This window comes from Rahnella sp. WP5 (assembly GCF_000745615.1).
In the GTDB taxonomy this organism is placed as follows: Bacteria; Pseudomonadota; Gammaproteobacteria; order Enterobacterales; family Enterobacteriaceae; genus Rahnella; species Rahnella aceris.
This window is the reverse complement of sequence record NZ_JQJR01000009.1, coordinates 88472-100671: the sequence shown is the minus strand read 5'-3', so window position 1 is coordinate 100671 and position 12200 is coordinate 88472. Positions and strand designations below refer to the sequence as shown.

General features: G+C 53.6%; 11 protein-coding genes. 3 read left to right on the top strand and 8 right to left on the bottom strand.

The annotated features are described in order from the left end of the window. Positions 1 to 32: 32 nt before the first annotated feature. Both dkgA and EX31_RS08040 read right to left on the bottom strand, forming a co-directional pair. A complete protein-coding gene (gene dkgA, locus EX31_RS08045; RefSeq protein ID WP_013573974.1) occupies positions 33 to 857 on the bottom strand; it encodes a 2,5-didehydrogluconate reductase DkgA in 825 nt (274 codons plus the stop codon). 126 nt (positions 858 to 983) lie between these two features. Then, a complete protein-coding gene (locus EX31_RS08040; protein ID WP_013573975.1) occupies positions 984 to 2024 on the bottom strand; it encodes an NADPH-dependent aldehyde reductase Ahr in 1041 nt (346 codons plus the stop codon). Positions 2025 to 2329: 305 nt separating this feature from the next. On the opposite strand from EX31_RS08040, the gene EX31_RS08035 reads away from it, so the two are divergent. Next, positions 2330 to 3265: an AraC family transcriptional regulator gene (locus tag EX31_RS08035; protein ID WP_037034165.1), complete on the top strand. Its 936-nt coding sequence runs from the start codon at positions 2330 to 2332 to the stop codon at positions 3263 to 3265. A gap of 9 nt (positions 3266 to 3274) precedes the next feature. Here the strand turns inward: EX31_RS08035 and EX31_RS08030 are convergent, their stop codons facing one another. The 5 genes from EX31_RS08030 to EX31_RS08010 all read right to left on the bottom strand — a co-directional run bounded on the left by EX31_RS08030 (position 3275) and on the right by EX31_RS08010 (position 8374). Then, on the bottom strand, positions 3275 to 3934 hold the full coding sequence (locus EX31_RS08030; protein ID WP_013573977.1) for a DedA family protein: 660 nt from the start codon (positions 3932 to 3934) through the stop codon (positions 3275 to 3277). Between the two features lie 216 nt (positions 3935 to 4150). Beyond that, on the bottom strand, positions 4151 to 5344 hold the full coding sequence (gene metC, locus EX31_RS08025; protein ID WP_037034164.1) for a cystathionine beta-lyase: 1194 nt from the start codon (positions 5342 to 5344) through the stop codon (positions 4151 to 4153). A 178-nt stretch (positions 5345 to 5522) separates the two neighbouring features. After that, entirely contained in the window at positions 5523 to 6815 is a 1293-nt protein-coding gene (locus EX31_RS08020) for a TRAP transporter large permease (protein ID WP_037034162.1), read from the bottom strand. 12 nt (positions 6816 to 6827) lie between these two features. Continuing rightward, entirely contained in the window at positions 6828 to 7340 is a 513-nt protein-coding gene (locus tag EX31_RS08015) for a TRAP transporter small permease (protein WP_013573980.1), read from the bottom strand. A gap of 56 nt (positions 7341 to 7396) precedes the next feature. Continuing rightward, positions 7397 to 8374: a TRAP transporter substrate-binding protein gene (locus tag EX31_RS08010; protein WP_013573981.1), complete on the bottom strand. Its 978-nt coding sequence runs from the start codon at positions 8372 to 8374 to the stop codon at positions 7397 to 7399. Positions 8375 to 8896: 522 nt separating this feature from the next. Between EX31_RS08010 and exbB the strand changes: the two genes are divergently transcribed. Next, positions 8897 to 9817 (top strand): tol-pal system-associated acyl-CoA thioesterase, encoded by a 921-nt coding sequence (exbB, locus tag EX31_RS08005; protein ID WP_191996295.1) that lies wholly within the window; start codon positions 8897 to 8899, stop codon positions 9815 to 9817. 9 nt (positions 9818 to 9826) lie between these two features. Next, complete coding sequence (gene exbD / locus EX31_RS08000) at positions 9827 to 10261, top strand: TonB system transport protein ExbD (RefSeq protein WP_013573983.1); 435 nt, start codon at positions 9827 to 9829, stop codon at positions 10259 to 10261. 71 nt (positions 10262 to 10332) lie between these two features. Here the strand turns inward: exbD and garD are convergent, their stop codons facing one another. Then, positions 10333 to 11904 carry a galactarate dehydratase gene (garD, locus tag EX31_RS07995; RefSeq protein ID WP_013573984.1) on the bottom strand — a complete coding sequence of 524 codons (1572 nt, stop codon included), beginning with the start codon at positions 11902 to 11904 and terminating at the stop codon, positions 10333 to 10335. Between the last annotated feature and the right edge of the window lie 296 nt (positions 11905 to 12200).

Here is a 12200-nt window from a genome sequence, read left to right as displayed (position 1 = left end):
GGGTTTTTGCGTTATGACATTGACTGAATGGCTTACAGGCCTTTTTCCGGATCCGGCCCCAGACGGTGCTCTTTATCCAGCTTGGTGACTTCCGCCAGTTCTTCCTTCTCCAGTTTAAAGTCAAACACGTCGAAGTTTTCACGAATACGTTTAGGTGTCACCGATTTCGGGATAACAATCAGTCCGTTATCCAGATGCCAGCGGATGACAATCTGCGCAGGTGTTTTGTCATATTTTTCTGCCAGTTTCTGGATCAGCGGCTGATCAAATACCCCTTCGCCGCCCTGCGCCAGCGGGCTCCAGGATTCAGTGGCGATGGTGTGGGTGGCATTCCAGGTGTGCAACTGGCGCTGTTGCATCAGCGGGTGTAACTCAATCTGATTCACAGCAGGGAAAATACCGGTTTCGTCTTTCAGCTTCTGTAAGTGTTGCAGCGGGAAATTACACACGCCGACACTTTTCGCCAACCCTTGCTCTTTGAGTTTCAGCAGGGCTTTCCAGGCATCGACGTAATGCCCCTGGGCCGGTTGTGGCCAGTGGATCAGGTACAAGTCGACATAATCAGTTTTCAGCTTTTTAAGGCTGGTTTCCAGCGCCTGTGGCGCGTTTAGCTGATCGTCATTCCACAGCTTAGTGGTAATAAACAGCTCTTCACGCGGAACAAGGTTAGCAGCAATTGCTTCGCCGACGCCTTCCTCATTTTTGTAGATGGCGGCGGTATCGATGTGGCGATAGCCGGTTTCAATCGCCGTTTTCACCGCACTGGTGGCTTCCTGATTACTGGCTTTCCATACGCCAAGTCCTAACTGAGGCATCAGATTGCCATCGTGAAGTTTGATGATGGGTTGCGTTGCCATGAGTTTCTCCTTTCAGGGCAGAGTGCCCGCCGGAATGCACGGGCACCGTGTAGGGATTGACGTTAAGTCTAGTTAACGAAACGGCATCTTGCTGAGCAGGCTACTTATTTTAAGTGTAAAAAATACCTAAGCATGCATATCCAGTACCACGCGGTAGCGCGCTTTCCCTTCATGCAGATGCTCCACCGCGTCATTGATTTTACTCAGCGGGAAGTGCTCAACCTGCGGGGTAATGCCATGACGGGCGCAGAACGCCAGCATGTCGGCAAGACGGGAAGGGGCACCGGTCGGTGAACCGGAAATTTCTGCCTGTTTGCTGATAAGCGCCATCACATGCAGCGGTACGGCTTCGGGCACCACCCCCACAAAGTGCAGACGGCCTTTGGGTGCCAGCGCGCCGAGAATGGCGTCCCAGTCCAGCGAGGCATTGGCGGTCACCATAATAAAGTCCAGCTGACCGGCGATTTTCTTCAGTTCTTCGCTGTCTCGGGTGGCGATAACGCGGTGCGCGCCAAGTGAAATCGCTTCGTCACGTTTAGCCAGTGATGACGTAAAGGCGGTGACTTCGCAGCCCCATGCATTCAGGAAGCGCAGCGCCATATGACCTAAACCGCCGATGCCAATCACACCGACGCGGTGAGTTGGCAGTACGCCAAACTGCAGCAGCGGGTTGAAGACGGTGATACCGCCACAGAACAGCGGACCGGCGCTGGTGATATCCACGCCTTCCGGCAGCGGGATCGCCCACGCCCAGTGGCTGCGGATGCGGTCAGCGAAGCCGCCGTGATGGCCGATGATGGTGGCTTCCACGTCATGACAAAGGTGCTGATCGCCGGACATACAAGGATGGCAATGCATGCAACTGCCACGGTTCCAGCCCACGCCGACAATCTGGCCGACTTTCAGCCCTTTGTTTTGCGCATGATTACCTATTTTGACGATTTTACCGACCACTTCATGGCCTGGTACGAACGGATACTGCGTGATACCCCAGTCATTATTGAGCATAGACAGATCTGAATGACAGACGCCGCAGTAATCAATCGCGACTTCAATTTCTTCATCGCCAATCGGACCTGCGTCGAAAGCAAATGCTTCCAGTGGCTGGTTCGGGCCGGCAGCGGCCCAGGCGTTAAAGGTGTTTTCAGCAGCAACAGGTGCAGACATACAATCCTCCGAACTTTCGGGTTAGACAAATAATGAATTGAAATAAGAAGTTATCAGAAAAATGAATCGGCGAACGAAGGTCGCTCACGATCAGCGAATCAAAAGTGCGTTCATACAGACTAGCAGTTCATCGCGTTTATGCAGGTGTGTCCCCCTGCGGAAGGCGACATTAACTGTAAGAGAAAATGCGCAACAGGATGATGCCCATTTCTGCGAGAGTCTTGCCTGATTCTGCTTCTCTCTGTAGGAACGTAGGGTGTTATGGCAAAATCAATGTCAGTTTAATGAATGTGTGGAGCGGAATGATGGAAAACGTGAACAGCCTGTGCACCCGCATGGCAGCCAGAGTCGCCCGGCTCAGCGGAGATAAAAACCTGATGCCGTCGGCGGTACCGCAGGTGACGCTGATGTACACCACGCGTTACCATCCGCGCCAGCCGGTTTTGTACAATCCCGGCATCGTGATCCTTTTTCAGGGACGCAAAGTCGGTTATCTGGGCAAGAAAACCTTTTCCTACGATCCGCACAATTATCTGATGCTGACCGTGCCGTTGCCTTTCGAATGTGAAACGTTCAGCAGCCCCGAAGAGCCGCTGGCCGGTATCCAGATCAGTATTGATAACCTGATGTTGCAGGATTTACTGATGGATATGGGCGACGAAAGCGTGGTGCGTCAGAAAGAACCTTCAACCGGTATCAACTCCGGCGTGCTGGATGGCGATATTCTGTGTGCCACAGAGCGTCTGCTGGATGTGATGGATAAACCGCTGCATGCCCGCATTCTGGGGCCGAAGATCATCCGCGAAATCCTGTTCTTTATTCTGACCAGCGAAAATGGCGGGGCGTTACAGGCGCTGGTCAACCGTCATACCCATTTCAGCCAGATTGCTAAATCCCTGCGCCGGATTGAAGCGCAGTACGCCGACAATCTTAGTGTGGAAGCGCTGGCCAGCGAAGTGAACATGAGTATTTCTGCGTTTCACCATAACTTCAAAGCCGTGACCAGCACGTCGCCACTGCAGTATCTGAAAACCTATCGCCTGCACCGCGCGCGTACGCTGATGATTTTTGATGGTGTGAAAGCCAGTGTGGCGGCACTGCAGGTCGGGTATGAAAGCGCGTCACAATTCAGTCGTGAATTTAAGCGCTATTTTGGCGTCACGCCGAGTGATGAGATGGCACGTCTGCGCGAAGGGAGTTCCGGTGTGCTTGCGTTAGCGGATGTGGCGTTTAAAGCCTGAACTGCGTGTTCAGGCCCGGCATTTGCGTTTCTTCCACACCACCACCAGTCCGCCAGCCAGCCCCATCACCAGCAACAGAACCGGTAAAATCATCAGCCCCGCCATGACCTGATCTTCATGGCGTTTAACCACCGGAATGTGGCTCAGCGCAAAACCGATGGTGATCACTCCGCCGACCCACAAAATGGCGCTCAGCCAGTTGAAGAACTGGAAGCGGGCATTGTTCAGACCGGAGATGCCCGCCATCGTCGGCAGCAGGGTGCGGATAAACGCCAGAAAACGGCCCACCAGTAAAGCCATCAGCCCGTGTTGGGTAAACATCTGATGTGCGCGCTGATGATAATGCGCCGGAAGCTGTAACAGCCAGCCTTTTACCAAGCGGGTATGTCCGAGCCAGCGCCCCTGAATATAGCTCAGCCAGCAGCCCAGGCTGGCAGCGGTCACCAGGATAATCAGGGTCGGGAAGAAGCTCATGACGCCTTTGGCGATAAGCGCGCCGGTCAGCAGCAATAAGCTGTCGCCGGGCAGGAAAGCGGCGGGAAGCAGCCCGTTTTCGAGAAAAAGCGTGGCGAACAGAACAGCGTAAATAACCCAGAGAAGTTTCGGGTCGGCGAGCATAATAAAATCATGTCGCCAGAGCGCATGAAAAATGTCGCAAATAACTGCCATATTCTGTCCTGTTTCTGTTCATTAAAAACTGTCACTTGCCAGTGTACCGCGATTTGCGCCGGAAGACGTTGATCTGAGGACACTGTGAAAAAGACAGAATGCTCCGGCGTAAATTTACCGGAGCTAAAAGTAGAGCTTACAGATTATTCTCATTTTGCGAACGAAAATACGTCACACACCTTACCGATCTGCGCGGTGTGTCGCAATCTGTGCGGTTCAGGATGTCGCAATCCGTTCAAAGGCTGTTGAAAGATCGGCGATCAGATCGTCACAGTTTTCCAGCCCGATATGTAATCTAACCAGCGTGCCGGTAAAGTCGACGGTTTCCGCCGGGCGGATAGCCTGAATTTCTTCCGGCTGATTGGCTAAAACCAGTGATTCAAAACCGCCCCAGGAATAGGCCATGCTGAAATGTGCGAAGTGATCGAGATAGTCGGAAAGTTGCTGTTTGCTCAGGCGCTGTTTCAGCACGAAAGAGAACAGGCCGCAACTGCCGGTGAAATCACGTTTCCAGAATTCATGGCCTTTGCTGCCGGGTAATGCCGGATGGTTGACCACCGCCACTTCCGGCCGCTCTGCCAGCCACCGCGCAATGCGGAGACTGCTTTCTGCATGCTGTTTCAGCCGCACGCCCATGGTGCGTAAACCGCGGCTGGCCACATACGCGGTATCAGCATCGACCATCTGGCCCATCAGATATGAGTGTTCCCGCAGTTGCTCCCAGCAACGTTCATTAGAAACGGCGGTGCCAATCATCGCATCAGAATGACCGACGATATATTTGGTGCCTGCCTGAATCGAAATATCGATATCGAATTCCAGCGCTTTAAACAGAATGCCCGCCGCCCATGTGTTGTCGATCATGATGACGATGTCCGGATTCACGGCCCGCACGGCTTTCACCATCGCCGGAATGTCCGGGACTTCCAGGGTGATTGAACCCGGCGATTCCAGGAACACCACTCTGGTGTTGGGTTGCATCAGCGAACCTAACCCCGCGCCGATATTGGCCGGAAAATAGGTGGTGGATACGCCGAGTTTTTTCAGCACTTTTTCGCAGAAATCCTGCGTCGGTTCGTAGGCTGAACCGGCCACCAGAATGTGGTCGCCACTGCTGACAAATGAGAGTACGGCGTTACTGACTGCCGCCGCGCCACAAGGATACAGCGCGCAACCTGCGCCGCCTTCCAGCTCCACCATCGCTTCCTGGAATGAGAAATGCGTCAGGGTGCCACGACGACCGTAAAATAGTTCGCCGTTGGCGCGGTTAGCGGTGGCGTGTTTTTTATCCGCCACGGTTTCAAACACCAGCGATGAGGCGCGCTGGATCACGGCATTCACTGAACCCTGCGTGAATTTCTTGTCCCGTCCGGCGCTGACCAGCGCGGTTTCAATTTTCTTAGACGACATAATCCGTATTTCACCCTGTTTTATAGCGCGGTGCTCTCTGCATCCGCCGATATGTCATTAACTTAACATGATGAATTTCAGGGATCAGGCTTTTGGCGGGTGGATGAGAAAATTTCAGCAGCACGGCCAAAAAAAAGCCCGTCGTCACGACGGGCAAGGGAGAAACGAGTTTTGGGCATCAGCCGGTATAAACGCCAAACAGTTTGGGCAGGAACAGCGAAATGGTCGGAATATAGGTCACCAGCATCAGCACCACGAACAGCACGCAGTAGAACGGCAGCATGGCTTTCACCACTTTTTCGATGCTCTGTTTACTCACCGCGCTGGCCACAAACAGCACCGAGCCGACCGGCGGGGTGATCAGGCCAATCCCCAGATTCACCAGCATGATCATGCCGAAATGCACCGGGTCGATGCCGAGCGATAACACCACCGGCAACAGCACCGGCGTCAGGATCAGGATGATCGGCGCCATGTCCATCAGTGTGCCGATCACCAGCAGCATGATGTTGATCCACATAAGGATCACGTACTTGTTGTCAGAGATCGAGGTGAAGAATTCGGTGATGCGCATCGGCAACTGCATGTAAGTCATGACTGCGCCAAAACTGGCGGCAAACCCTATCAGGATCATCACGATGCTGACGGTTTTCACCGTGCGATACATCAGTTTCGGTAGTTCGCTCCACTTGTAATCGCGGTAGATAAACATGGTGACGAAGAATGACCACAAACACGCGATCGCTGCGGATTCCGTCGCGGTAAATATCCCGCTGAGAATGCCGCCCATGATGATCACGATGGTCATCAGCCCCCACAGCGTGTCGATAAAAATCTTCAGCGCCTGGCGGAACGGCACGCGCTCACCTTTCGGGTAACCGCGTTTGTGAGCAAACACCACGCACATCACCATCAGCGTCAGGCTGAGCAGTAAACCGGGCAAAATACCGGCGATGAACAGCGCGGCAATCGACACCGTACCGCCGGTCGCCAGCGAGTAAATCACCGAGTTGTGGCTGGGTGGCGTCAGGATCGCCTGTACCGAGCCGCTGGCGGTTACCGCCGCCGCAAAGTCACGCGGATAGCCTTTCTTCTCCATTTCCGGGATCATCACCGACCCGATCGATGCGGTATCCGCCACGGAAGAACCGGAGATCGCGCCAAAAAATGTCGAGGCCACAATGTTCACCAGCGACAGCCCGCCGCGGATAAACCCGACAAAGATGTAGGCAAAACTGACCAGCCGGCGGGCGATCCCTCCCTCAGCCATGATCGCGCCCGCCAGAATAAAGAACGGGATCGCCAGCAGTGAAAATTTGTTCACGTCGTTGGTCAGTTGGATCATCAGCGCTTCAAACGGCAGGTCAATCCACCAGGCTCCTGCCAGCGCGCTCAGCCCGACGGCGTAAGCGACCGGCACGCCAATCGCCAGCATCACCGCCAGCGTTAACAACAAGATTAATGCATCCATAACAGGCTCCGGTCAGGCGTCAGAATTGCCCAGCATCACCACAGGCCGCTGATGTTGCGGGCCGGCAATGATCTGCTCAATGATGAATAACAACGTCAGTGCAGAACCTATAGGTAGCGGCAGATAGGTTTGTCCGGCGGTCAGCAGCGGGAATTCCGCCACCGGCTGTTGCCAGAGTTCACTGCACAATTGCAGGCTGTACCAGAAAATAAACACGCTGATGGCGAGCATCATCAGGTCAGCCAGCAGGGCAGAAAATTTTTTCAGCGCAGGTGGCAGGCGGTCAGTGACCATCGCAACGACGATGTGTGAACCAGCGCGGTAACTGACAGCGGCTCCGATAAAGGTGAATGTCACCATGCACATAATCGCGATCGGCTCCGGCCACGACAGGGCGCTGTTCATCACGTAACGGGCAAAGATCCCAACCGGGATCACCGCCACCATCAGCAGCAACGCGATGCCCGCGATCCACATCGCGCAGCGGTAAAGAATGTCCATCAGGGTGTGATAACTCGAAACCATAAATCCCCCGGCGAAAGATCAGAAAGAAGCAGCCCGCAGGCTGCCGGTGTCAGGGTTTACTTCACGTCAGCGATTTGCTGCATCAGATCCTGATGGTCTTTGCCGAATTCATCGCGCACGGATTGCGTGGCTTTGACATACGTCGCGGGGTCAATCTCATAGAATTTCACGCCGCCCGCTTTCATCGTGGCGAGGGCTTTCTCGTTATAGGCTTTCCACAGCTCGCGCTGTTCGTCCTGTGCTTCTTTCGCCAGTTTGAGGATTAACTGCTGGTCTTCCGGTTTCAGTTTGTCCCATTTCACTTTTGAATACAGGAACAGCTCCGGGATGATGAAATGGCGGCTGTAGGTATAGTTTTTCACTACCGGCAGGTAGTTATGGGCGACAAAGGTTGGCGGGTTGTTTTCGGTGCCGTCGATGACGCCGGTCTGCATGCCGCTGAACACTTCACTGACGCCCATCGCCACCGGATTGGCACCCATCGCTTTCAGCGTTGCCAGCGCAATCGGACTGCCCTGTACGCGGATTTTCATGCCGTGCAAATCTTCCGGTTTCACCACCGGTTTTTTGGTGATCAGGTTACGCGTCCCGCCATCCATCCAGCCGAGAAAAACCAGTCGCGAATTCGGGTTGTTGGTGATTTTATCGCCGATTTCTTTACCGATCTGACCGTCGAGCACTTTGTGCATATGGTCTTCGTCGCGGAAAATATAGGGCAGGGTGAAGACATTAATTTCTGGCAAAATCGAAGCAACCGGCGTCATCGACACACGGATGATATCCAGCGCACCGAGCTGCGCCTGTTCAATTTCCTGCTTTTCATCTCCCAGCACGCCGCCCGGAAACGTTTTAATTTCGAGGCGTCCGTCTGTTTGCTTTTGCAGTTTTTCGCCCATGTGCTGGACGGCGACCACGTTGGGATAGCCTTGCGGATGCACGTCGGCGGCTTTCAGCGTTTGTGCTGACACGCCATGCGTAAATAAGAGGGTCGCGGAACTCAGGCAAAGGCTGAGAAGTGCTTTTTGCATTTTCATCAGTTTGTCTCCAGGGTACTCGGTAAGGGAAAGATAAATGTAAACAAGTATCGAACAGGACGGGCGCAGAGGCGTTGCCGGTTCATTTTGAAAAATGTCTGAATAAGCTTTTAAATGATAGGGATGCATGACGTGCCGGTGTGAGGTCTTCGCCAGTGAATGCACCTTATCCTATTTTTTGTTGTGCGGTATTTGAGCGTTATCACAAACTCGTAACAAATGTAAAAAGCTGTTGCTTAATATTTAAAACATTGTTTTAACTTGAGTAATGAAGCTCAGATGATTGATTTACTGTGTGATTTTTTTTGAAAGTGTGACGGAGGTTAAATTGTTCAACCTTTGTACAAACAGGAAAAACCTTGTCATCTGTCAATGACACGTCGGGCGGCAGGCGGGACAATGTAAATAATAATGAGAACGACTATCAATTAGGCCTTTTTCTTTGATATCATTCGGCGTTATTCATTCCTTCTACACACTGATTCTGGCTGGAGGCGACGCGTGAAAACGGCTCGCAATAAGATGAAAGAGGCGACCTCATTACTGATGTCGTTAATGTTGGTTGCTGGTCTGAGCGGCAACGCGATGGCTGCACCTGCGACGCCGGCGGGACAAGCCGTCAATTCTGCAGCAACTCAACCTGCAACGGCTGACGCACCGGCGACCGGTGACGCAACGCCAGCTCCGGTGATGCAACCCGCGCCAGCAGAGACGGCACCCGTGATCCCAACCGATTTGTCTGTTATGGGCATGTACCATCACGCTGATGTGGTGGTGAAGACCGTCATGATCGGTCTGCTGCTGGCTTCTGTAGTCACCTGGGCATTGTTATTCAGCAAGGGTGCGGAAGTCTTCACGGGCAAACGCCGTATGCGCCGTGAATTTGATGCGTTGTCCTCCGTTCGTACGCTGGACGAAGCCGCCGAGCAGGCTGAAAGTTTCGCTGCCAGCAGCATCAGCGCGCAGATGATCCGCGATGCGCAGAACGAGCTGGAACTGTCTGCCGGATCGACTGACAACAACGGCATTAAAGAGCGTACCGGTTTTCGCCTTGAGCGCCGCGTCAGCGCCGCGGGTCGTTACATGGGCCGTGGCAACGGTATTCTGGCGACCATCGGGGCAATCTCTCCCTTCGTCGGTCTGTTCGGTACCGTGTGGGGCATCATGAACAGCTTCATCGGTATCGCACAGACGCAGACTACCAATCTGGCGGTCGTCGCACCGGGTATCGCCGAAGCCTTACTGGCCACGGCTGTGGGTCTGGTTGCAGCCATCCCTGCGGTGGTCATCTACAACATTTTCGCCCGTACCATCACCTCTTACCGTCATCAGGTAGGCGATGTGGCGGCGCAGATTATCCTGTTACAGGGCCGTGATTTGGATCTGGCTGCCAGCGAAGGCAATGCGCCACGCGGTCAGACAGGTCAGTTACGCGTAGGGTAAGAACAGATTATGGCTATTCGGTTAAACGACGATATCGACGAAAGTGGTGAAATGCATGACATCAACGTCACGCCTTTTATCGACGTCATGCTGGTATTGCTGATCATCTTCATGGTGGCGGCACCGCTGGCCACCGTAGATGTGCGGGTGGATTTACCGGCTTCGACGGCAAAACAGCAGCCGCGTCCGGAGAAACCGATCTTCCTGTCGGTGAAAGCTGACAAGCAACTGTTCCTCGGCGACACGCCCGTGAACAGCGATAATATGACCGCGATGCTGGATCAGCGTACTCAGGGTAACAAGCAGAGTACGATTTTCTTCCGCGCGGACAAAAGTGTCGATTACGAAACGCTGATGAGCGTGATGGATAACTTGCGTAAAGCCGGTTACCTGAAAGTCGGGCTGGTGGGTGCAGAACAAACCGGTGCCGCTGCGGCGCAGTAAGTTGTGAATTAAATCAGACGCACAAAAAAGGCCAGCATTGCTGGCCTTTCGTTTATCTGCAAAACGGTAACTCAGGTCACCGGCGCCGGGTTAAACACCGCCAGCGCATTATGGATGCCCCAGGTGTCTGACCAGGTTTTCTTGCGACCGCTGGCGATGTCCAGAATGAAATGGAACAGTTCCCAGCCCACATCCTCGATGGTGGCATCACCGGTCGCAATTGTCCCGGCATTGATATCCATCAGATCGTGCCAGCGGTTTGCCAGCGTGGTACGTGTTGCCATTTTAATCACCGGCACGGCAAGCAGGCCATATGGCGTACCGCGTCCGGTGGTGAATACCTGAACGGTAATACCGGAAGCCAGTTGCTGTGTCCCGCAGACGAAATCGCTGGCAGGTGTGGCGGCGTAAATCAGGCCTTTTTTGGTCGGACGTTGTCCCGGAGACAACACTTCTGAAATCGCACTGGTACCGGATTTAGCAATCGAACCCAGGGCTTTTTCAACCACGTTAGCCAGACCGCCTTTTTTGTTGCCCGGAGACGGGTTGGCGCTGCGGTCGGTCTGACCCAGCGACAGATAATTATCGTACCAGGCCATTTCTTCCAGCAGACGTTTACCCACGTCGACGTCCGCTGCACGCGGTGTCAGCAGATGGATAGCGTCGCGCACTTCTGTGACTTCTGAAAACATCACTGTTGCACCGCAGCGCACCAGCAAATCCGAAGCGTAACCGACTGCCGGGTTGGCGGTGACACCGGAGAAGGCATCACTGCCGCCGCATTGTGTGCCCACAACCAGATCGGAAGCCGGACAGGTTTCGCGCTGGCGGCGGTTCAGGCGTTCCAGATGAAATTGTGCGACCGTCAGGATATCGTCAACCATCGACTGGAAACCGACATGTTGCTCATCCTGCAAACGCACAATGTGCGTGTCATCGAGTGAAATCGCCTGCACATCCGGCGTGCCTTCCAGCAGGCGCTCGGGTTGCAGCTTCTCACAGCCCAGACCGACCACCATGACTTCGCCGCCAAAGTTCGGGTTCAGCGCCAGATTGTGGATGGTACGGATCGGGATAATGGCCGCAGGGGCGTTAATCGCCACACCGCAACCGTACAAATGATTCAGTGCCACGACACCGTCGACGTTGGGGAATTTCGGCAGCAAATCACGTTCAATGATTTTCACTACGTAATCCACTACGCCCGCCACGCAGTGCACACTGGTGGTGATTCCCAGCAGATTTTTGGTGCCGACGCTGCCGTCGGCATTGCGGTAGCCTTCAAAGGTATAGCCTTCGAGTGGTGGCAGCGCGGGTGGCACACGGGTGGCCAGCGGCAGGCTGTAAAGTTCAGGGGCGACCGGTAATTCCACCAGGGATTCATCAATCCAGCTGCCCTGCGCGATATCCCGTACGGCATAACCAATGACTTCTCCGTAACGAATAATATCGCCGCCTTTAGCAATGGGTTCTAACGCCACTTTATGGCCTTGCGGAATATGCTCAATTAATTCCAGACCATTCGCAAATCGGGTGCCGGCTTTTAAGCCGTTGTCATTCACAATAATCGCCACGTTATCGCTTTCATGAACTTTAATAAAAAGCGCTTCGGTAGCGTGTTCTTTATCTTTATTACGTGACATAACTGTCTCCGCGTTTATTAAACATCCCGGAAAAAAATTCCGGTAAATTATCTGAAGTTGACGCTCAATAATGTTCTTGTAAACATGCTCTGGTAATACAGGGTATGGCATCCATTATAAGGCAGTCTTCCGGCAACCTCATTGTGCAACTGACCAGCTTTTTGCCCGATGAACGTCATTCTGTGTGGCAGGTGACAGAATAAATGTGATGTAAATCACCCTTTGATTTGAGCGGTTATCGGTTCCACACAATCTGTGATTCTCCTCCCACACCGATGTGTGGATGCAAAAGAATA

What these genes read in the sequence shown, in the direction of transcription:
- dkgA (WP_013573974.1), bottom strand. Translation starts at nt 857, where the DNA reads ATGGCAACGCAACCCATCATCAAACTTCACGATGGCAATCTGATGCCT.
- EX31_RS08040 (WP_013573975.1), bottom strand. Translation starts at nt 2,024, where the DNA reads ATGTCTGCACCTGTTGCTGCTGAAAACACCTTTAACGCCTGGGCCGCT.
- EX31_RS08035 (WP_037034165.1), top strand. Translation starts at nt 2,330, where the DNA reads ATGGAAAACGTGAACAGCCTGTGCACCCGCATGGCAGCCAGAGTCGCC.
- EX31_RS08030 (WP_013573977.1), bottom strand. Translation starts at nt 3,934, where the DNA reads ATGGCAGTTATTTGCGACATTTTTCATGCGCTCTGGCGACATGATTTT.
- metC (WP_037034164.1), bottom strand. Translation starts at nt 5,344, where the DNA reads ATGTCGTCTAAGAAAATTGAAACCGCGCTGGTCAGCGCCGGACGGGAC.
- EX31_RS08020 (WP_037034162.1), bottom strand. Translation starts at nt 6,815, where the DNA reads ATGGATGCATTAATCTTGTTGTTAACGCTGGCGGTGATGCTGGCGATT.
- EX31_RS08015 (WP_013573980.1), bottom strand. Translation starts at nt 7,340, where the DNA reads ATGGTTTCGAGTTATCACACCCTGATGGACATTCTTTACCGCTGCGCG.
- EX31_RS08010 (WP_013573981.1), bottom strand. Translation starts at nt 8,374, where the DNA reads ATGAAAATGCAAAAAGCACTTCTCAGCCTTTGCCTGAGTTCCGCGACC.
- exbB (WP_191996295.1), top strand. Translation starts at nt 8,897, where the DNA reads ATGAAAGAGGCGACCTCATTACTGATGTCGTTAATGTTGGTTGCTGGT.
- exbD (WP_013573983.1), top strand. Translation starts at nt 9,827, where the DNA reads ATGGCTATTCGGTTAAACGACGATATCGACGAAAGTGGTGAAATGCAT.
- garD (WP_013573984.1), bottom strand. Translation starts at nt 11,904, where the DNA reads ATGTCACGTAATAAAGATAAAGAACACGCTACCGAAGCGCTTTTTATT.